Origin of the sequence: Bacillus sp. SIMBA_026 (assembly GCF_046535335.1) — a bacterium.
Lineage (GTDB): Bacteria > Bacillota > Bacilli > Bacillales > Bacillaceae > Bacillus > Bacillus velezensis.
Genome location: NZ_JAWRWX010000002.1, coordinates 357,656 through 378,096, shown reverse-complemented (window position 1 = coordinate 378,096; position 20,441 = coordinate 357,656). Strand labels below are relative to the sequence as shown.

Here is a 20,441-nt window from a genome sequence, read left to right as displayed (position 1 = left end):
CATTTGACAGGATTTTATTTTACAAATAAAAGAAAAATAAATATATAATACCTAATTTATAAAAGGATGTAAAACTCATTTATCAAATTTTAACTTTTGTTATAATTGCGATATCGATCGATATTTGTTTTAAATTGTAAAAAACAATACTCTTTTCTATCTATTAGGGGGCGAAAAATGAATACTGTCACAAAAGAAGCCAGCAACCTTGGTCAAAAACGGCTGTTACATCTAATTGAAACGAAGCAGGCGATTGTAGGCGTGTTAGGCATGGGATATGTGGGATTTCCTCTTGCGCTTGAATGTGTCGATAAAGGATACAATGTTATCGGATTCGACAAAAACAGTGAAAAGGTTTCCTTGTTAGCCGCCGGAAGCAGCCATATTCAAGATATAGAGGACGACAGACTGAACTCGGCTTTACAAACAAAACGCTTTCAAATCAGCGCCGACATGTCGCTCATCCAAAAATGCGACATCATTGTGATATGTGTGCCGACACCCCTGAACAAAAAAGACAAGATCCCCGATTTAACCTACATCGACAGTGCAGTTGACAGCATGATCGCTTATGGAAGGCAGCATCAGCTTTTAATTTTAGAAAGCACCACCTATCCCGGAACAACGAAAAAAAAGATTGCCGACAGAATGGCATCAAGCCGCGGCATGAAAATAGGAACAGACTTTTTTACGGCTTATTCTCCGGAAAGAATTGATCCGGGCAACAGGCAATATGAAGTTTCAGATATTCCTAAAGTAGTCGGCGGAACCACACAGACTTGCACAGAACTTGCCTCAGCGTTTTACAGCACCATTGTTACAAGCATTCACCCGGTCACCTCACCCGAAGTAGCTGAAACAGCTAAACTCCTAGAGAATACTTATCGTTATGTCAATATAGCTCTTATCAATGAAATGGCGCTTAATTGCCGTGAACTTGATATTGATATATGGGAAGTCATCTGCGCGGCAGACACGAAGCCGTTCGGCTTTCAAAAATTTATCCCGGGCCCCGGAGTCGGAGGCCATTGTATCCCGATTGACCCTTTTTACTTCAAATGGATCGCGAATGAAAAAGGGCTGCAGACAAAATTAATTGATCTGGCGGACGAAATCAATTCCAACATGCCGATTTCTGTCTCTGACTATGCTTTGAAACTGTCGGGCAAAGACAAATGCAGCATCTTAATAATAGGGGCCGCTTATAAAAAAAATACAAATGACCCGCGTGAATCCTCAGTGTTTACGATAATGGAAGAATTGATGGACAAGGGGTGCGCGATTGATTACCATGATCCGTTTATCAGCGAGATCCGCTTGAATGACGGAAGCCGCAAACAATCTGTCCCTTTCACAAAAGAACACATCAATCAGTACGACGTCATCATCATTCATACAGATCACGATGTCATCGACTACAGTATTTTGAAGGATGTCTCACCGATTATCTTTGACACAAGAAATGTATGTAAGGAAAAATCAGCCGACAATTGCAGAGTTGTCACTTTATAGGAGGGAACGGTCATTAGTAATCGATTTATCTCTTTTCACAGACCTGATATGACAAACGAAGAAATCGCAAGCGTAACCGAAACGATTCAATCGGGCTGGATTTCGAAAGGCCCGAAGGTAATCGATTTTGAAAAAAAGCTGGGAGAATGTATAGGAGCCGAACACGTCATCAGCTGTAATTCAGGCACCGCTGCATTACATATGGCTTTATTGGCGCTCGAGGTGGGAGAAGGCGATGAAGTCATCGTGCCGAGCTTCACGTTCTGTTCCAGTGTCAATGTTATCCTGCACGCCGGAGCCGTTCCGGTGTTTGCGGATATATGCGAGAAAAGTCTATGTGCCGATCCTGAAGATGTCAGGAAGAAAATAACGCCGCGCACAAAAGCGGTAATTGCGGTTCATTTTGCCGGCTATCCGGCTGATCTGGAAAACTTGCAATCCATTTGTAAAGAAAACGGATTGTATCTGATTGAAGACGCCGCTCATGCGCTCGGTACAAAATATAACGGAAGCATGATCGGCACTCACGGCGATGCCGTGTGCTTCAGCTTTTATGCCACCAAAAATATTACAACGGGGGAAGGCGGAGCCCTCGTCATGAAAGACGAACAGGCCGCAGAAAGAGCGAGGCTGTACGGCTGGCACGGCATCACAAAAAATGCCTGGAACCGGTACGGTGAAAAAGGCAGCTGGAGATACGACGTTTTACTGCCGGGCTTTAAATATAATATGACGGATATTCAGGCCGCGCTCGGTCTGGTTCAATTGAAACGCGCAAACGAAATTCAAGAAAAACGGGAACAGATCGCTCAATTTTATGTACGTGAACTGTCAGGCCAATCTGACAAAGCGGCGCTTCCGCTTTCTGACATTCCAAGCGGCATAACGCACTCATGGCATTTATTTATTTTGCGGATTCGAGAAAACGGCGGTATGGACAGAGATTTGTTTATTGAGAAAATGAAAGAAAAACAAATCGGGCTGAGCGTGCACTTTATTCCCGTGCATTTGCATCCTTACTATAAAAAACATTTTCCTGCCGAGCTTCCGGTAACTGAACGTGTTTTCCGGGAGATCGTATCACTGCCTCTTTACAGCCAGTTATCAGATGAGGATTGCAGCTATATTGTCAAGTCTATAAAAGAAGTTTTGACTATCAGCCAGGAGGTTGGATCATGAAACATATTGCGATTATCGGAGGAGCCGGTTTTATCGGAAGCGAACTGGCGGCATTATTACAGGCTAAAGGTTATCACACCATCATTGCAGACCAAAAGGAGCCGGCTTTTGACACTGAATACCGCCAAACGGATATTCTTGACCGGACGTCCCTCCGCGAATCACTGCGGGGAGCGGATGCGGTTGTCCATTTGGCGGCAATGGTCGGAGTGGACAGCTGCCGAAGCAATGAAGAAGACGTCATACGGGTCAATTTTGAAGGAACGAAAAACGTCACTGAGGTATGCGGTGAATTGGGAATCAGCACACTTCTTTTCTCATCGAGTTCAGAAGTGTTCGGAGATTCACCGGATTTTCCTTATACCGAGACAAGCAGAAAGCTTCCGAAATCGGCTTACGGAAAAGCCAAACTGCAATCAGAGGAATATTTGAGAGAACAGGCTTCCGACGACCTTCATATTCGGGTCGTCCGGTACTTTAATGTATACGGGCCGAAACAGCGCGAGGATTTTGTCATCAACAAGTTTTTCAGCCTGGCCGAGAATGGCTCTGAGCTGCCTCTTTACGGGGACGGCGGACAAATACGCTGCTTCAGCTACATCAGTGATATCGTCACCGGAACTTATCTCGCTCTCGTTCATGAAGGAGCCGTCTTTGAAGACTTCAATATCGGGAACGACCAGCCGATCACGATAAAAGAACTGGCTGAAAAAGTCAATGTGCTCTCAGGCAGAGAGAAGGATAACTATCTGTTTAAAAAGCTGGGCGAAGACGGCGTGAGGGGAAAAGACATCGAGATTTTTAAACGGGCGCCGTCAATCGAGAAGGCGAAACGTTTGCTCGGTTACGCTCCGAAAGTAAGTCTGAATGAAGGCCTGGAGATCATTAAAAATGAGAGACACAAGCACAAACTTTCACTTTCCTAAAAACCCGGAAGTGGTCAAATATCCCATTTATCCGGGTCAGTTTTCCGTCAGGGGCCGTCTGCGCGCGGTGAAGCACTTGCTCACTGCCGGACAAAGCGGACTGACTGAAAAACTGGAAAAACGTTACGGGAAAGGGATTGTGCTGACCTCCAGCGGCAGTGCGGCACTGGTGCTCGCATTAACTTATTCGGGAGCCGGGCCGGGGAAAGAAGTGATTTTCTCATCCTTCAGCTGCCCGAATGTCATTGATGCCGTATTGCAATCCGGTGCAACGCCTCTTTTTGCGCAGCTGGATGAGCATCTTTCATTATCGTTTGAGGATGTCAAAAAAAAAGCGACGCGGCAGACGTGTGCGGTTATCCTCACGCATGTATACGGCCGGAGAGAAAATACCGCCATCATTGACTGGGCGAAGGAACACGGTATTTTTGTCATTGATGATGCCGCTCAAGCCATGTTTACAAAACAAGCGGATACATATGCCGGCGGTCTGGGCGATTTCGGTGTTTTAAGCTTCGGCCCGTCAAAACCGCTTGCGAGTATCGGAGGCGGCGCGTTAATCGCGCCGAAAGAATGGCTTCGGCAAAAAGCAAATCTCCCGATGGAACAGCGCAGCCAAGTGGCAGCTGACTATCGAATTTATATCAGAAATCAAAGAATCCAAGCTGTAATGAAACGGAAACGGCATCATCCTATTTCATATATGTTTAGAAAAGCGGGCGCCATGCCTTCCATGAAAGCCACAAAGCTCGAAGCTCTGCCGGATAAACCGGCTGTTGTACCCGTGCTTCGCATGCATCCGGCAAGGGAAGCCATTATTGATGATCAGCTTTCACGTATGGATCAGCTTGTAACAGCTTCGCTCCGAAACTTAGAGACGGCGGGAGAAATCTTTGCAAAGGCGGGAGAAACAAACGGCATAAGAATGATCCAGCCCCAAGAAGGAGAACATCTGAATTATTTAACAATTGTATTTCCCCGGGATGAAGAGCGGTACGGGTATTCCGTTTATTTAGCTGAAAGAGGCATCCAAACATGCTGGAACTATCTTCCCCTCGGACGTATTCCGATTTATGAAACATACGCGGGGGAAGGCGGAGAAGACCCGCTTTGGAAGAGAGTTCTTTCTCTGCCGTTTAAACCCCCTCTTCAAAAGGAGCAAGTCAGATATATAGCCGAATCCGTTTTATCATATTATGAGCAAAAGAATAAGACTGAATAGTGGTGATAACTATGCAAAAAACAGCAGTATACACGACCCGCCAGGCATGGGATCGGGCCGCTGACATGTATCAGGCGGGATTGTTTCAAAGCTATGATTGGGGAATCCTCATGGAAGAGCTTCCCGGCACGTCATTTCACCCTGTCAGACTGACAACGGACGGAGGACAAGTCATCTATCTTCCGCTTTTTGAACAGAAGGGCGTATTATCCGGCAATATGATCGGATACGGCGGCGTTATTTCAGATCGACCCATCTCATTTGAATGGCTTCAAAGTGAAATCCAGACCATATTCGGCCGGAACATATCCCGGATGCTGCTGCCGTACGGTCAGACTTCTTTTACAGAAGACATCGGGGAAGGGTGGACGGAAAAGGCAACACGGATCCTTACGCTTCCGGACACGTTTGACGAACTTTGGACGGGCATTTCCGGAAAAGCCCGGACAGCAGTCAGATACGCTGAAAAAGAGAATATTGTCACCCGGCTGATCGGGCGAAAAGAACTTGGCGTGTTTTATGACCTCTACAAAGAGCATACGTCGGCAATCGGCGCGGCTTATGTGCTGAGCCAGGGCTTTTTCCAAAAGCTGCTTGACACGTTTGCGGACCGAATGTTTTGGGTCGGAGCATATCAGGGTGAGACGCTGATCAGCAGCAGTATTTTTCTCTATGACCGCTCTCATTTCTATTATTGGCAGAATATAAACAGCCTGGCGGGAAAAAAAGCGCAGGCCTCTTACTTATTGATGCGTGACGCCCTGCAATTCGCCATTTGCCGCAAGCTTCAATGGGCTGATTTTGGCTATTCACACAGTAAAGAAATCGCAAGACCGAAACGATATTGGGGAGCTGAAGAAAAACAATGCCGACTTTTTACGAAACCGGAATGAAAACAATAAGCGGCCATCAATCCAGTTATCTGCCGTGGTACGGTTTTTTTGAAAAAATGTATAAGTCGGATCTGTTTGCCATTCATGACACAGCTCAATTTGAGAAAAAAGGATTTCTCAACCGCAACAGAATCAAAACGCCGCAAGGCCCCAGATGGCTGACGGTGCCTTTGCAGATGAAACAATATAAAGACATAGAGCTTCGGCATATGAAAATCGACCAGACGCAGGATTGGCGGAAAAAACATTGGATGGCGATTAAAATGAACTATGCGAAAGCTCCCTATTTTGAGCGGTACCAGCATTTTTTTCAAGATGTCTATCAGCAGGAGTGGGAATATCTCCATGATTTGAATATGCACATCATTGAATTTTTCCGAAAAGAGCTGCGAATTGAAACGCCGCTCTGTTATGTCTCTGAGCTTGAATGCCGGAAGGAGAAAAAAAGCGATTTTGTTTTAGCGCTTTGTCAGGAGCTGGGGGCGGACCGTTATTATTCAGGCAGTCAGGGTTCCGACTATTTAATAGAAAGCGATTTTGACAGAAACGGAATAGTCATTGAGTATCAGCAGATCCGACATTTTGGCTATCCTCAATTATTTGGGGAGCATATCCCTCACCTCTCCATGCTTGATATGCTGATGAACTGCGGAGCGGATACAGCCGAAATGTTAGTTAAAGGAGGGCAATATGATGAAAGTAATGGTATTTGCAGCGCATCCCGACGATGAAATTATCGGCGTCGGCGGCACGCTCGCCAAACATGTCCGCCAAGGTGACAGCGTGTCGGCAGTCATTATGGCGGAAGGCAAGTCATCAAGAAAAACGGATTACAAAAAGCCTGAAGAGTCCGTTATGCAGCATTCTAATCAAGAAACGGAGCAGGCGCTCAGCACTTTGGGCATCCATGATTTTGTCAGGCTGAACCTTCCTGATAACAGAATGGATTCAATGGATTTGCTGGATGTTGTGAAGGAAGCGGAGAAACAAATCAATCGTTTTCAGCCTGACATTGTGTATACCCAGTACGGCGGTGACATTAATATTGATCACTCCGTCGTATTCAGAGCGGTCATGACGGCAACCCGTCCGCTTCCCGGTCATACGGTAAAACGGGTTTTTGCCTATGAAACATTGTCTTCGACGGAATGGAATTACTGTCAGAAGGATCAGTTTCATGCCAATTTCTTCGTTAATATTGAAGACGAGCTTGAAACGAAATTGAAATCGATGGCGTGTTACGGTTCCGAGCTCAGAGACTTCCCTCATCCCCGCTCTTTGCAGGCGATCGAACATAATGCCCGTGTGTGGGGAGCAAAATCGGGTTTTACCGCTGCGGAAGCGTTTATGCTTGTGAGAGGAACATGGTGACTGTCCTATGATTGCTCAAATTCCGTTTTTCGGACTTGATCCGAAGCAAATCGATGAGAAATGGGTGGAAGCGGGATACGGTCTGGAAGCGAATATTTTTGACGGCCATTCCTTTAGTGAAGCGGATTATCTCAAAACATTCAATCAGACGCTGGAATATGCAAAACAGCTTGATCCTTCATTATTGACGCTGCATTTCCCGACAGATCATGCCGATTATGTGCATGAAGATCACATCAAAAAACAGCTTTATCACTTTGCGGAGCTCGCTGTGAAATACGGCGCCAAAGGCATAACCGTTCATGCGAATCAATTTATGACGGTTGAGGAATTTCAAGTCTATGACCTGGAAGGAAACCGTAAAAAAATCGTTGAGTTTTTCGCGGAGTTTGATGAGCGGCTGAAAGGGACGGACATTTGGATCGGTGTGGAAAACCTTCCGATCATCGGGAATCTGGGAGAGGATTTTGATCCGATTTTCATTTATCCTGAGGATTTTACAGAGCTGGTGCAGCTGGATCTGAAGCATGTCGGTATTACGTGGGATCTGTGCCATTGGGCGATTACCTATCAGACTCACTTGTCTTCCGCCCTTATGTTCAGAAATGATCAGCTGAAATATCCAGATTTCTTTCAGTTTCTTTCGATAAAAGAGAGCATTAAGCATTATCACTTCAGCTCTTTTCGCCAGCTTGCGTTCCCGCATGGGGGCGTCCGCTGTTTTGAGGGCCGCCATCCGAGTGAAGGGACGATCGCTGAGGAGCTGCTGAGACGGGCTGCCGATACTTTGCAGGAGCTTTATCGGAATCAAGATACCGGCATTGTATTTGAGGTGATGGAAGAGGATTATACGGAAAGACGGGAATCATGGAGAACGCTGGAATGGTTCGGCGGTGTTTCTGATGACGAGGATCAAAAAAGGGTCTGATATGACATATCGAACACCGAACTATGCAAAGCTTTGGTGTGCACAGGTGTTTTCTTCAGCAGCGGATGGGGTCTGGCTCATTGCTCTGCCGCTGTTAGTGCTGGAATTGACCGGCAGCAAAATTCTTGTCGGCGTTATTTCTTTTATCGAACTCGTGCCGTTGACATTTGGCGTGCTGGCGGGACCGCTGATTGATTTATTCCGAAAAAAGTCGATCTTGTATTTGTGCAATACGGGCCGGGCCGTCATCATGATCCTCTTGGCGGTGCTCAGCGCGAACGATTTATTAACCGTGTGGATAGCCGGGGTGTGCGCCTTTTGTCTATCTCTGCAATCGATGCTGTTTGCGCCGGCGAAAGTCGCGATCATTCCGCTGCTCGTCCGCAAACAGCATCTTGATCAGGCGACATCTCTGATCAATACGAGTGACTTGATCGGACTCATCGTCGGAAAATTGATCAGCGGGATCATGATTGCGGCTATTCCGTTCGGGCTGCTGTTTGCCATAAACGGAACTGCTTTTTTTATCTCCGCGGCATTTATCGCGTTCATTCGTATTTCAGAACAGCCCAATGAAAAAAGCAACGGAACTGAAGATGTAAAATCCGGTTACAGAATGCTGAAAGGAAATGCGGCATGGCTGACATCGGTCGGATACTTTTTCGTCGTAAATCTCGTCATTGCCGGCCTTATTTCAGTAATGGGGCCGATTCTTGCTGTGGAGCGTTTTCAGCAGAACTATTCTGTATGGTTTGCCGTCATGTATTCAATGTTTCAGGCGGGGATGCTTTTGGGCAATCTGGCCGTATTTTTCAAATGGAATACAAAACGCTTGAACCGGCTGTACCCGCGGACGTTAACGGCAGCGGGACTGCTCATTATGCTCCTGTTTTTTCCCCTTCATGGGTTTGAGTGCATCATCTTCCTGGTGCTTGGCATTATCATCTCGTATATTGATGTGCAAACGGTGCTGTATTTCCAAAAGACGGTTCCGGCCGCATATTTCGGAAGGGTCTTTGCACTGATTTTTTCCATTGTCAAAATGGGTGAACCGCTGTCGGCCGCTGTCTACACAGGGCTTCTGCTGTTGATGAATGCGGATTATATTTTTGCGGCGGTCGGACTGACCCTTACGATCGTTTTTGCTATTTTTTCAGTCAGACAAGGGAGTCAAAGAAATACAGAGAAACAAGCGGATCAATCCGTCTGAATGGTAAACGAAGGGGCGCCGATGTCAGCCGGCGCCCTTTTTATCATAAATCCAAATAAAGCCTTATCATATCCCGGCATTGAATGCCGTTTTCAAAAATGTCTTCATCATAATGCCTGATAAAAAAATCATGGTCGACAGCCTGAATGCGGAATCCGCATTTTTGATAGAGTGACAGCTGATGAATACTGGAATTTCCGGTGCCGATTTCAATCGTATCAGCTCCCGATTGTCTCGCTTTTTCAATGGCATCTTGCACCAGCTGTTTTCCGAATCCCCTGTTCTGCAGCGATTCTTTTACCGCGATGTTTACGATTTCTATCGTTTTAGGCCTTGTTTGCAATAAAACGTAAACCCCTGCAAGCTCGTCTGACGTCCAAGCCGTATAGCATTCTCCTCTTACAAGATAATCATCGACAATCTCCCTCGACGGATCGGCCAGCAGCAATAGTTCATACAGCGCTTCATCCGGCTCCGCGGCTTTTCGGATACTCAGTTTTTGCATGTCCGTTTCTCCTCCTCTGTTATGATCGACAGCTATTTTTTCAAAATAACTCCAAAATCATTCTACTTTATTATAAAATATGAAACATAGGAAAAGTTATACAAGTTTTGCAGATTGAATAGGAGGAAAGTCATGTTTTTTTGTAAGTATTGCGGCCAGCAGAACAACGAAGAGGCGCATTTCTGTAAAGAATGCGGAAAACCGATCGGGAAAGGAAGCCGGCTGGAGCGGCAGGCGGCTGTAAGAGCGGCTGAACCTGCTTCACAAATAAGAAAGCCGATCCCTAAAAAAACGCTCTTCATATGGGGCGGCATTGCCGCAGCGCTGATCTTATTGATTGCCGCATATAAAACCGGAGCCTGGCTGACATCTGAAAAAAGGCTCACAGATCAATTCGAACAGGCGGTTCATGACGGGGACACGAAAAAGCTCGCAGCCCTGCTCACTCCTTCAGACAAAAAACTGAAGCTGAATGAGACCAATGTCAAACCGCTCCTTGCATACGCAAAGAAACACGATGAACTGCTGGCATCGCTTCGCGGCAATTCATCAGAAAAAGATGCGGTATACGTCAAAAAAGAGGGTAAAACCCTTCTTTTGTTTGACCATTACGAATTGAAAGTCGATCCGGTTTATTTCCGCGTCACCAGCAATTATAAAGGCGCCGATCTTTATATCAACAGCGAGAAAACAGGTACGGTCAAAAAAGCCGATGAAACCCAAATCTTCGGTCCGTATGCACCCGGTGTCTACACGGCGGAAGCCAAGCTTAAAAATGAGACGGTTGACGTTGTCAAAAAGCAAGAGGCAGAGGCGGCCGGCAGCCGGAATGTTGAGTTTGACCTGCCGTTAGACGCCGAGGATGTGACATTCACTCCGGCAGACAGCTTCAAAAGCGTGAAAGGCGATCTGCTGATAAACGGCAAGTCCGTCCATAAAGATCCGTTTACATCCGTTACATACGGTCCGCTCTTAACTGACGGTTCCATGACAGCCGCCGTGGAGGCTGATTTTCCTTGGGGGAAAACAAAAACTGCCGATGTTCCGATCAACAGCACTGATATGGAATTAACGCTTATTCCGGATCAAGATACACAACAAACAATCATGGACACGATTGTCAAAACAACGAAACAGTATACAAAAGCGATGGCAGACGGAAATACCGATCAGATGACCGAGGCTGGTTCCGCCTGGAAAGAGCAGACGAAAGAAGTGGTATCCGGCATGAAGAGTTCCGGCACCTTTTTGAAGGATCAGTATAAAGAGACAAGCTTTGATCTGGATTCATTTGCGATTTCTCAAGAGAACGGCCGCTGGCAAGTAACTGTTACGGGTAAAGAGCTTCATGAGTCTGCTTATTTCGACGGGAATACGAAGCCTGATATGGAAGAGGCTGAGCCAGGCTTTCACTATGTACTCTCATATGATACAAAACATAAAAAATGGATTTTCGAAAAAGCTGATCCAGCCTCAGATTCTTCTGGGACAAATGTAAAAAAAATAAAAAACGACCAGCCGAAAACCTATACATCAGCATGGGAGTCTTCCAAAGGAAACACAGCTTCAGACAGCGTGACAAACGAGCAAGTCACATCGTTTATGACTGATTACCTGACAAATCAATCAAGCGCCGTCAGCCTTAACAATTTTGCCATCATGGCGGGCAATTTAGAAGAGGGGAGCCCTTTGTATGCTGATCAGCAGAAACTGGTCAAAAAACTGCACAGCGAGGGAACGACCGAAGTATTTAATGAAGTGAATGTCAAAAGCTTTTCACAGAAAGGCTCTCATCTGACGATTCATACGTACGAGGAGTTTTATATTACGAAAGCCGGCGGCAGTCCGAAGCTCAGAACATACAATTGGACGTATGGCGGCGTTGTTAAAGACGGAAGAATTTATTTAACATCCATTCAATAAAAAACCCCCGCGCCAATCAGGCGGCGGGGGTTTCCGTTTTTAAAAGAAGAAATAATTCATGAGTTCTTTTATATAATGCTTGATCGTGAATTGAAACGTTACACAAATGATCAAATAGATGACGATAACAGAATAAATGATATCGGCCTTAGCCGTGAGCTGATGCTGATAGCTCGCCAGCATGAGCGGAGGCACGGCAAACGCCGCTCCTAAAAGACCGACAGCCAGAATGGTAAAGCAAACGGTTGTATGAAGCAGCATAAAAATGAGGGCAAGAAGCAAAATAGCTGTAAACGGAATCAAAAATGCCCCGAATCTGGACAGCGAATCTTTAAATGACACCTGCGCGCCGCCGGCCTTCAAAGCGATAAAAATCAAGAGATACAGGCAAAAAACGCATAATGCAAAGGTAAGCGCCGGTTTGATCACAACCGCGGTAAAACTGACGTCACGAAAGCCGTCTGATAAGAGAATATAAAACATAATCGGCGTCACCAGGCAGAAAAGCACCATGTTGATGATGCTGCTGACAAGCTGTTCGCCGCCTGTCGTTTTACATGTTTGGTACGGTCTCTTTAACACATCAAGCACGAATAAGGCAAATTGCTTTGAAGCCTGCTTAGCCGCGGCGCCGGCCTGAGCGGCCTGGCCTTGCGTTTGGCCTGCGCCTCCCTGCCCGGGCTGGGGCGCCCCGCATTTTTCACAAAACTTTCCGCCATCAGTTTGATGGCCGCATTGAGAACAATACATTCTAAAACTCCTTTTACAAGTAATATAGGGATTTTGTTCGATATTTACATTATAAAAGAAAATAGGGCGGATGTAACGGAGTTTTCTAAAGATATACAAATCACTTTCTCTATGAATTGATAATAGAGAAAAAGTACCCATTATGGTAGAATTTTAATGAAGCTGATGGATATCATGTCTCTCGGCGCATTGATTCAGAGTAAAAAAGGAAATTAACGCATGCTAAAAAAATTGAAAATGCTTTATCGGCTGTTGAAATTCGGAAAAGGCTTATGGAGATAACAAACAGAAAAAACCGTCCTTACAAGGACGGTTTTTTTCTGTTTCCGGATCGTCCGGCTGAGGTTATAAAAAGCAGACCCCGGGGTAAAAACCATGCATAAGAAACAGCGGAGAACAAAACATAACTCAATAACGGCAAGTCATAAGGAGGTACGCATGTTTTCATTCATCATTCATGTCTTCATTTCACTGTTTGCAGTCTCCAATCCCATCGGAAACGTGCCGATTTTTCTTTCACTGACGGAAGGGTACTCGGAGAAAGAACGGACAGCGATCGCGCGCAAGGCTTCCGTGCTGTCGTTTATCATCTTGGCGGCTTTTTTAATCTTCGGCCATCTGATCTTTAAACTGTTTGACATTAACATTCATGCCTTACGTATCGCGGGCGGCATTTTTATTTTCGGCATCGCTTATAATCTTCTGAACGCGAAGAAATCTCATGTACAGTCCCTTCATCATGAAGAGAAAGGGGAAAGCAAGGAGAAAGCCGATATATCTGTGACGCCTTTGTCGATTCCGATTATCGCCGGACCAGGTACGATCGCGACGGTGATGAGTCTGTCGGCCGGCCATGGCGGCATCTTCCATTACATCAGCGTGCTGATCGGCATTGCGGCCGTCATCGCGATGACGTTCATCTTCTTTCACTATTCATCTTTCATCAGCAATAAGCTCGGGAAAACCGAAATGAACGTCATTACCCGACTGATGGGGCTGATTTTGGCGGTGGTGGCGATCGGCATGATCGGCGCCGGTCTGAAAGGCATGTTCCCGATCTTGGTTTCCTGACTTAAAAAAGCAGCGCCCGGTTATCTTCGGGTGCTGCTTTTTTCTATTTTCGGCACATGCTGAAACACTTCTTCACTCTCAAAAAATTCTATCAAACGGCTCAGCCAGTCATAATAATGGAGCCAATCCGTCAGTTCATCCAAAAGCTGACGGGCTTTTTCTTCAATATCGGGACTGAGATTTTCCGATTCCAGAAGCTCAGTCAGCTCGCGGTTCAGCTTTTTATAGAGCATTTTGTTTTTGCTGACCGCCTTTGTCCAATTTGCCGTAAACAGGGAGATAAACGTCTGGTAATAATCACGCTCCACGTCATAAAGGTCTTTGCGAACGCCTTTTTCAAACACTTTTTCAGCCAGATTGGCGTCAGTCATTTCGCGGACCACCTGGCTCATCCTCGTTTTGCTCATCCCGGTTGCCTCTGACAGCTCATTTAACGTCATCGGCTTGCGGTTCATATAAATAATACCGAGCACACGTCCCAGTGTGGCCGGCATTCCGAATGTATGCATATTCTCGGCGATTCTCTCAATGAGATGCTCTTCAGCATGCCCGATGATATCAAGAGCGTTTTTTTCCACGGCTGATCATCCCTTCACTGGCTTTTCATGCTGACAATATATCATATTTTTTACAGTTGATGAAAAAGATGATGCGGCAGGATATGCGAGCTATCGGGAGCGATTGTAAGAACATCCGCATTGTCAGCGGGATAACATGAAAAAACACGTATATTGTATATAATTTCAACACATTGTAAACTTTTTATTTTACAAATTTCATCTTATAATAAAGATTATACTTTTCAGAAAAATAACGGAACCCTTCGGAGGTGCACGGATTGCTGAGATTAGAAAATGTATCGAAAGTCTATAAAGGCGGAAAAAAAGCTGTCAACAGCATTGATTTAAATATCGAAAAAGGCGAGTTTATTTGTTTTATCGGGCCGAGCGGCTGCGGAAAAACGACGACGATGAAAATGATTAACAGACTGATTGAGCCGTCATCCGGAAAGATTTTTATCGATGGCGAAAACATTATGGAGCAGGACCCGGTGGAGCTGAGACGGAAAATCGGCTACGTCATTCAGCAGATCGGACTTTTCCCTCATATGACCATTCAGCAGAACATTTCCCTCGTGCCGAAACTGCTGAAATGGCCGGAACAAAAGCGGAAGGAACGGGCGCGGGAGCTTTTGAAGCTCGTCGATATGGGCCCGGAATATTTAGACCGCTATCCTCACGAGCTGAGCGGCGGGCAGCAGCAGAGAATCGGCGTGCTGCGCGCCCTTGCAGCGGAACCGCCTCTTATTCTTATGGATGAACCGTTCGGAGCGCTTGATCCGATTACGCGGGATTCCCTTCAAGAAGAATTCAAAAAACTGCAAAGAACATTGAATAAAACGATTGTGTTTGTAACCCACGATATGGATGAAGCTATTAAGCTGGCTGACCGGATCGTCATTTTAAAAGCGGGAGAGATCGTTCAGGCCGGCACTCCTGATGACATTCTCCGGAATCCGGCTAATGAGTTTGTCGAAGAATTTATCGGCAAAGAACGGTTATTGCAATCAAGACCGGATATTGAACGCGTCGAGCAGATGATGAACAAAAAGCCTGTCACCGTTACGGCGGACAAAACACTTTCGCAGGCGATACAGGTGATGCGGGAACACCGTGTCGATTCCCTGCTTGTCGTTGATGACCTGAATGTGCTGCAAGGATATGTGGATGTGGAAATCATTGATCAGAACCGGAAAAAAGCGAGCCTCGTCGGCGACGTGCTCCGCTCTGATCTGTATACGGTCGAGCAGGGCACACTGCTGCGCGATACCGTACGCAAAATTTTAAAGCGCGGAATGAAATATGTACCCGTCGTTGATGAACAAAGGCATTTAGTCGGAATTGTCACGCGAGCGAGCCTTGTCGACATCGTTTACGATTCAATCTGGGGCGAGGAAGACCAGCTGGTGACGGGCTGACAAGGGGAGGAACGCTTACAATGAATGAAATGATCAAGTTTTTGCAGACGAACGGCGGAGAACTGTTATATAAAACGTGGGAGCATTTATACATTTCGATCATCGCCGTCATATTAGGCATTGTCGTCGCCGTTCCGCTCGGAGTGGCGCTGACGAGAATGAAAAAGGGCGCAGGCGCTGTCATCGGCGCCGTCAACATTGTGCAGACCTTGCCGAGTCTCGCGATACTGGCGTTTTTTATCCCGCTGTTAGGCGTGGGAAAGGTGCCCGCGATCGTCGCGCTGTTTTTCTATTCGGTGCTGCCGATTCTCCGGAACACGTATACCGGCATTCAAGGCGTAAACAAAAATCTGCTGGAATCGGGAAAAGGCATCGGGATGACGGTCTGGGAGCAGATCAGGCTTGTGGAACTGCCGCTTGCGGTTCCGGTGATCATGGCGGGCATCCGTACATCCACCATTTATCTGATCGGATGGGCGACGCTTGCTTCCTTTATCGGGGGCGGCGGGCTCGGAGACTATATTTTTATCGGCCTGAATCTCTATCAGCCTGAATATATTATCGGCGGCGCCGTGCCGGTCACTATTTTAGCTATTATCATTGATTATCTGCTAGCGGCGACGGAACGGAAGGTGACGCCGAAAGGGCTGAAAGGACTGAAGGAAGTATCTTAAGGAGTTGGCTGTTTTGAAAAAAAACCAAAAGAGATGGATGTGCGCACTGGCGCTGTCAGCTGCTCTGCTTCTAGGCGGCTGTTCCCTTCCCGGCCTGAGCGGGGCTTCCGATGATACGATCAAAATCGGGGCGCAAAGCATGACGGAATCAGAAATTATCGCCAATATGATCGCACAGATGATTGAACACAATACAGACTTGAATACGGCATTAATTAAAAACCTCGGATCGAACTATGTCCAGCAGCAGGCGATGCTCGGCGGTGAAATCGATATCGCCGCGACGCGCTACTCGGGAACGGATTTAACGAGCACCCTCGGCATGGAAGCGGAAAAAGACCCGAAAAAAGCATTAGCCATCGTCCAAAAGGAATTTGAGAAACGCTTCCATTACAAATGGTTTGATTCTTACGGATTTGAGAACACATACGCTTTTACCGTCACGAAAGAACTTGCGGAAAAAGACCATTTAGACAAAGTGTCCGATATTAAGAAGCATGCGGATCAATTTAAGCTCGGTGTAGACAATGCGTGGCTGAAAAGAAAAGGCGACGGCTATAAAGGCTTTACCGACACGTACGGCTTTGAATTCGGCACAACCTATCCGATGCAGATCGGACTTGTATACGATGCCGTGAAAAACGGGAAAATGGACGCCGTCCTCGCCTATTCAACGGACGGCCGGATTAAAGCGTACGATCTGAAAATTTTAAAAGACGACAAGCAGTTTTTCCCGCCGTATGACTGTTCGCCGGTCATTCCCGACAGCGTGCTGAAGCAGCATCCGGAACTGAAGGGCATTGTGAATAAACTGATCGGCAAAATCGATACGGAAACGATGCAGGGATTGAATTACGAGGTGGACGGCAAGCTGAAAGAACCGTCCGTCGTCGCTAAAGAATTTTTGGAGAAACATCATTATTTTGAATAAGAAATGAGGTGGGGCAAATGGAAGTGCTGCAGCAGCTCGGCACTTATTATTCTCAAAACGGCGCCTATGTGCTTCAGGAGTTTTACCGCCATTTTCTCATGTCGGTATACGGCGTTTTATTTGCGGCGATCGTCGGGGTTCCGCTCGGCATCTTCATTGCCAGGTACAGAACATTAAGCGGCTGGGTATTCGCGGTGACAAACGTGATTCAGACCGTGCCGGCGCTTGCGATGCTTGCGGTGCTGATGCTCGTCATGGGGCTCGGCGCCAATACGGTGATTTTGTCGCTGTTTTTATATTCGCTTCTTCCGATCATCCGGAATACGTACACGGGAATCGCCAGCATTGAACACGCTTATCTTGAATCGGGAAAAGCGATGGGCATGACCAAATTTCAGGTGCTCCGCATGGTGGAGCTGCCGCTTGCGCTTTCCGTCATCATGGCGGGGCTGCGGACGGCGCTCGTCATCGCGATCGGCATTACGGCAATCGGTACGTTTGTCGGCGCGGGCGGACTCGGTGACATTATTGTCAGGGGCTCAAACGCCACGAACGGAACCGCGATTATTTTGGCCGGCGCCATTCCGACAGCGCTGATGGCCGTTATCGCAGATCTTGTGATGGCGTGGCTGGAGCGTGCGCTGAGTCCGGTGAGAAAGAAAAAACGAACCAAAGCGCCGAATGCGGCATGAAAAAAACGCCTTGCGGGTCAGGGCGTTTTTTTTCTTATGGCTTCGGAACATGCTTGAAAATTTCTTCGCTTTCAAAAAACTCGATCAGACGGCTGATCCAGTTGTAGTAATCAAGCCAATCCTTTAATTCTTTCAGCAGTTCGTTGATTTTTTCCTCAGCTTCTTCCGGCACGCCGTTTTCAAGGACGGCCGTCAGTTCGCGGTTCAGCTTTTTATGCATCATTTTATTTTTGCTGACGACCTTGCTCCATGTGGCCGTAAACAGCGTAATAAAGGTTTGGTAATAATCCTGCTCGACGTCGTATAAATCTTTGCGGACGCCTTTTTCAAACACTTTTTCCGCCAGATTGACGTCAAGCATTTCACGGACCGCCTGACTCATTCTCGTCTTGCTCATGCCGGTCGCTTCTGATAATTCAGTTAAGGTCATCGGCTTGCGGTTCATATAAATAATGCCTAAAATGCGCCCCACCGTCGCGGGCATTCCGAATGTATGCATATTTTCAGCGATTCGTTCTATCAAATGATCTTCAGCTTGTTCGATTACGTGTAACGGATCTTTCTCCAACAGTTTCAATCCTTTCAGTCAGCAATTCCGATGTCAATATACCACATTTTTAAACCGGCGGAAATGCTCTTCCGAGAGAATCTGGCAGTAATCCGGAGCAATAAGAAGAACTTTGCCGGTCAATACGGGTAAATCAGTGCTTACACAACCTTTATATATAATATGGACAAATTGTAAACTTTTTAATTTACAAAGTTTAATTTATAATGGGAAACGTTCAATTGTCTGAAAAGTTAAATTTGAATTTAACGAATTGAATAAACTTAATCATGGAGGTGTGAGTGTTTGCTGACATTAGAAAATGTCTCGAAAATGTATAAAGGCGGGAAAAAAGCCGTCAACAGCATCAACCTGAATATCGCCAAAGGTGAATTTATTTGTTTTATCGGACCGAGCGGCTGCGGAAAAACGACGACGATGAAAATGATCAACCGCTTAATTGAACCGACAGAAGGCAGAATCCTGATAGAGGGCCGAAACATTATGGAACAAGACCCGGTGGAACTCAGAAGAAGCATCGGCTATGTCATCCAGCAGATCGGGCTGTTTCCGCATATGACCATTCAGCAGAACATTACCCTCGTTCCGAAGCTTTTAAAGCATCCTGCCGAAAAACGGAAGGAACGGGCGCGGGAGCTTTTAAAGCTCGTTGATATGGGGCCTGAATATTTAGACCGTTACCCTCATGAACTGAGCGGAGGACAGCAGCAGCGAATAGGTGTATTACGGGCACTTGCCGCAGAGCCGCCGCTCATCTTAATGGATGAACCGTTCGGGGCGCTTGACCCGATTACGAGAGATTCCCTTCAGGAAGAATTTAAAAAACTGCAAAAAACCTTACATAAAACCATCGTATTTGTTACCCATGATATGGACGAAGCCATCAAGCTTGCGGACAGAATCGTCATTCTGAAAGCGGGAGAAATCGTCCAGGCCGGAACGCCTGATGAGATTCTCAGATTTCCGGCGAATGAATTTGTTGAGGAGTTTATCGGCAAGGAACGGCTGATCCAATCATCCAGCCCTGATATTGAACGGGTGGAGCAGATCATGAATCCCGATCCCGTGACGGTAACACCTGAGAAAACACTGTCAGCCGCCATTCAGCTGATGCGTGCCGAGCGGGTGGATTCGCTGCTCGTCATTGATGAAAAGAACGTTCTCCAAGGTTATGTCGATGTGGAGATGATTGACCGCAATCGAAGACAAGCGGTAACCGTCGCGGAAGTGCTTGAACGGGATCTGTACACGGTCAGAAGCGGCACTCTGCTTCGCGATGCCGTCCATAAAATTTTAAAAAGAGGCATGAAATTTGTGCCGGTCATTGATGAAGCCGGCCGTTTAACGGGAATCGTGACAAGGGCAAGCCTCGTTGACATCGTCTATGACTCCATCTGGGGAGAAGAGAATCAGCTCGCGGTGATGTCATGAGGAGGCTTCAATTGATATGAATCAGACCGTGCAATTTTTACAGGCAAATGGAGGAGAGATGCTTTATAAAACATGGGAGCATCTGTACATCTCATTAATCGCCGTCATGGCGGGCATTCTCGCCGCCGTTCCGCTCGGCGTCCTGCTGACGAGGATGAAAAGAGGAGCCGGCGCCGTCATCGGCATCGTCAACATCATTCAAACCTTGCCGAGTCTTGCCATTCTTGCGTTTTTTATTCCGCTTTTAGGCGTAGGAAAGGTCCCGGCCGTTGCGGCGCTGTTTTTCTATTCCATGCTGCCGATTCTCAGAAACACGTATACGGGGATTCTCGGCGTCAATCGGCATCTTCTGGAATCGGGAAAAGGAATCGGCATGACGGCATGGGAGCAGATCAGGCTTGTAGAGCTCCCGCTTGCCGCTCCGGTCATCATGGCGGGCATCCGGACGTCTTCGATTTATTTAATCGGCTGGGCGACGCTCGCTTCCTTTATCGGCGGAGGCGGGCTGGGAGATTACATTTTTATCGGCTTGAACCTTTATCAGCCGGAGTATATTATCGCAGGCGCTGTTCCGGTCACAATGCTGGCGGCCGCTGTCGATTATATGCTGGGGATGACAGAACGGAAAGTCACGCCTGACGGGCTGAAGAGCATAAAGGATGCTTCATAAGGAGGAG

At 46.7% G+C, this 20,441-nt stretch carries 21 protein-coding genes; 17 read left to right on the top strand and 4 right to left on the bottom strand.

Translation table 11 applies throughout. The annotated features are described in order from the left end of the window. The first annotated feature begins 177 nt into the window (after positions 1–177). The 9 genes from SB847_RS12685 to SB847_RS12645 are packed head-to-tail and all read left to right on the top strand — an operon-like array spanning position 178 to position 9,241. A complete protein-coding gene (locus SB847_RS12685; RefSeq protein WP_410563577.1) occupies positions 178–1,512 on the top strand; it encodes a nucleotide sugar dehydrogenase in 1,335 nt (444 codons plus the stop codon). A 48-nt stretch (positions 1,513–1,560) separates the two neighbouring features. Continuing rightward, positions 1,561–2,691, top strand: coding sequence for a DegT/DnrJ/EryC1/StrS family aminotransferase (locus SB847_RS12680; RefSeq protein WP_224223829.1), 1,131 nt, complete (start codon positions 1,561–1,563; stop codon positions 2,689–2,691). Next, complete coding sequence (locus tag SB847_RS12675) at positions 2,688–3,617, top strand: NAD-dependent epimerase/dehydratase family protein (protein ID WP_410563574.1); 930 nt, start codon at positions 2,688–2,690, stop codon at positions 3,615–3,617. The genes SB847_RS12680 and SB847_RS12675 overlap by 4 nt, the downstream gene beginning before the upstream one ends. Further along, positions 3,583–4,839, top strand: a complete 1,257-nt coding sequence (locus SB847_RS12670) for an aminotransferase class V-fold PLP-dependent enzyme (RefSeq protein WP_410563572.1) — start codon at positions 3,583–3,585, stop codon at positions 4,837–4,839. The genes SB847_RS12675 and SB847_RS12670 overlap by 35 nt, the downstream gene beginning before the upstream one ends. 11 nt (positions 4,840–4,850) lie before the next feature. Then, entirely contained in the window at positions 4,851–5,732 is an 882-nt protein-coding gene (locus tag SB847_RS12665) for a GNAT family N-acetyltransferase (protein ID WP_410563569.1), read from the top strand. Next, positions 5,705–6,463 (top strand): WbqC family protein, encoded by a 759-nt coding sequence (locus tag SB847_RS12660; RefSeq protein ID WP_410563566.1) that lies wholly within the window; start codon positions 5,705–5,707, stop codon positions 6,461–6,463. The genes SB847_RS12665 and SB847_RS12660 overlap by 28 nt, the downstream gene beginning before the upstream one ends. After that, complete coding sequence (locus SB847_RS12655; protein ID WP_045208946.1) at positions 6,426–7,103, top strand: PIG-L deacetylase family protein; 678 nt, start codon at positions 6,426–6,428, stop codon at positions 7,101–7,103. Before SB847_RS12660 ends, SB847_RS12655 begins: the two co-directional genes overlap by 38 nt. Positions 7,104–7,110: 7 nt before the next feature. Beyond that, complete coding sequence (locus SB847_RS12650) at positions 7,111–8,031, top strand: sugar phosphate isomerase/epimerase family protein (protein ID WP_410563563.1); 921 nt, start codon at positions 7,111–7,113, stop codon at positions 8,029–8,031. Then, positions 8,006–9,241, top strand: a complete 1,236-nt coding sequence (locus tag SB847_RS12645) for an MFS transporter (protein WP_088461686.1) — start codon at positions 8,006–8,008, stop codon at positions 9,239–9,241. Before SB847_RS12650 ends, SB847_RS12645 begins: the two co-directional genes overlap by 26 nt. 43 nt (positions 9,242–9,284) lie before the next feature. Here the strand turns inward: SB847_RS12645 and SB847_RS12640 are convergent, their stop codons facing one another. After that, complete coding sequence (locus tag SB847_RS12640) at positions 9,285–9,746, bottom strand: GNAT family N-acetyltransferase (protein ID WP_007613857.1); 462 nt, start codon at positions 9,744–9,746, stop codon at positions 9,285–9,287. 132 nt (positions 9,747–9,878) lie between these two features. Between SB847_RS12640 and SB847_RS12635 the strand changes: the two genes are divergently transcribed. After that, the gene (locus SB847_RS12635) at positions 9,879–11,669 is read left to right on the top strand and encodes a zinc ribbon domain-containing protein (protein ID WP_410563558.1); all 1,791 of its coding nucleotides are present in this window, start codon (positions 9,879–9,881) and stop codon (positions 11,667–11,669) included. Positions 11,670–11,708: 39 nt separating this feature from the next. On the opposite strand, the gene SB847_RS12630 is transcribed toward SB847_RS12635, so the two are convergent. Next, positions 11,709–12,419 (bottom strand): hypothetical protein, encoded by a 711-nt coding sequence (locus SB847_RS12630; RefSeq protein ID WP_044801843.1) that lies wholly within the window; start codon positions 12,417–12,419, stop codon positions 11,709–11,711. Between the two features lie 438 nt (positions 12,420–12,857). Between SB847_RS12630 and SB847_RS12625 the strand changes: the two genes are divergently transcribed. Then, positions 12,858–13,490, top strand: coding sequence for an NAAT family transporter (locus SB847_RS12625; protein WP_007409973.1), 633 nt, complete (start codon positions 12,858–12,860; stop codon positions 13,488–13,490). Positions 13,491–13,510: 20 nt separating this feature from the next. Here SB847_RS12625 and SB847_RS12620 read toward each other — a convergent pair whose 3' ends face one another. Then, positions 13,511–14,068 carry a GbsR/MarR family transcriptional regulator gene (locus tag SB847_RS12620; protein WP_014418904.1) on the bottom strand — a complete coding sequence of 186 codons (558 nt, stop codon included), beginning with the start codon at positions 14,066–14,068 and terminating at the stop codon, positions 13,511–13,513. A gap of 260 nt (positions 14,069–14,328) precedes the next feature. Between SB847_RS12620 and opuCA the strand changes: the two genes are divergently transcribed. Genes opuCA through opuCD form a run of 4 tightly spaced genes read left to right on the top strand, consistent with a single transcriptional unit; the run spans position 14,329 to position 17,765 of the window. Further along, positions 14,329–15,468 (top strand): osmoprotectant ABC transporter ATP-binding protein OpuCA, encoded by a 1,140-nt coding sequence (opuCA, locus tag SB847_RS12615; RefSeq protein WP_003151651.1) that lies wholly within the window; start codon positions 14,329–14,331, stop codon positions 15,466–15,468. A 20-nt stretch (positions 15,469–15,488) separates the two neighbouring features. Continuing rightward, positions 15,489–16,142 carry an ABC transporter permease gene (locus SB847_RS12610; protein ID WP_003151654.1) on the top strand — a complete coding sequence of 218 codons (654 nt, stop codon included), beginning with the start codon at positions 15,489–15,491 and terminating at the stop codon, positions 16,140–16,142. 37 nt (positions 16,143–16,179) lie between these two features. Then, positions 16,180–17,073 (top strand): osmoprotectant ABC transporter substrate-binding lipoprotein OpuCC, encoded by an 894-nt coding sequence (gene opuCC / locus SB847_RS12605; RefSeq protein ID WP_089072489.1) that lies wholly within the window; start codon positions 16,180–16,182, stop codon positions 17,071–17,073. A gap of 17 nt (positions 17,074–17,090) precedes the next feature. Continuing rightward, a complete protein-coding gene (gene opuCD / locus SB847_RS12600) occupies positions 17,091–17,765 on the top strand; it encodes a glycine betaine/carnitine/choline/choline sulfate ABC transporter permease OpuCD (RefSeq protein WP_003151658.1) in 675 nt (224 codons plus the stop codon). A 34-nt stretch (positions 17,766–17,799) separates the two neighbouring features. Here opuCD and SB847_RS12595 read toward each other — a convergent pair whose 3' ends face one another. Further along, entirely contained in the window at positions 17,800–18,333 is a 534-nt protein-coding gene (locus tag SB847_RS12595; RefSeq protein WP_003151660.1) for a GbsR/MarR family transcriptional regulator, read from the bottom strand. A 285-nt stretch (positions 18,334–18,618) separates the two neighbouring features. Here SB847_RS12595 and SB847_RS12590 point away from each other — a divergent pair, with 285 nt between their 5' ends. Both SB847_RS12590 and SB847_RS12585 read left to right on the top strand, forming a co-directional pair. After that, the gene (locus SB847_RS12590; protein ID WP_410577907.1) at positions 18,619–19,764 is read left to right on the top strand and encodes a betaine/proline/choline family ABC transporter ATP-binding protein; all 1,146 of its coding nucleotides are present in this window, start codon (positions 18,619–18,621) and stop codon (positions 19,762–19,764) included. A gap of 16 nt (positions 19,765–19,780) precedes the next feature. Beyond that, positions 19,781–20,434: an ABC transporter permease gene (locus SB847_RS12585; RefSeq protein ID WP_014305838.1), complete on the top strand. Its 654-nt coding sequence runs from the start codon at positions 19,781–19,783 to the stop codon at positions 20,432–20,434. Positions 20,435–20,441 lie beyond the last annotated feature (7 nt).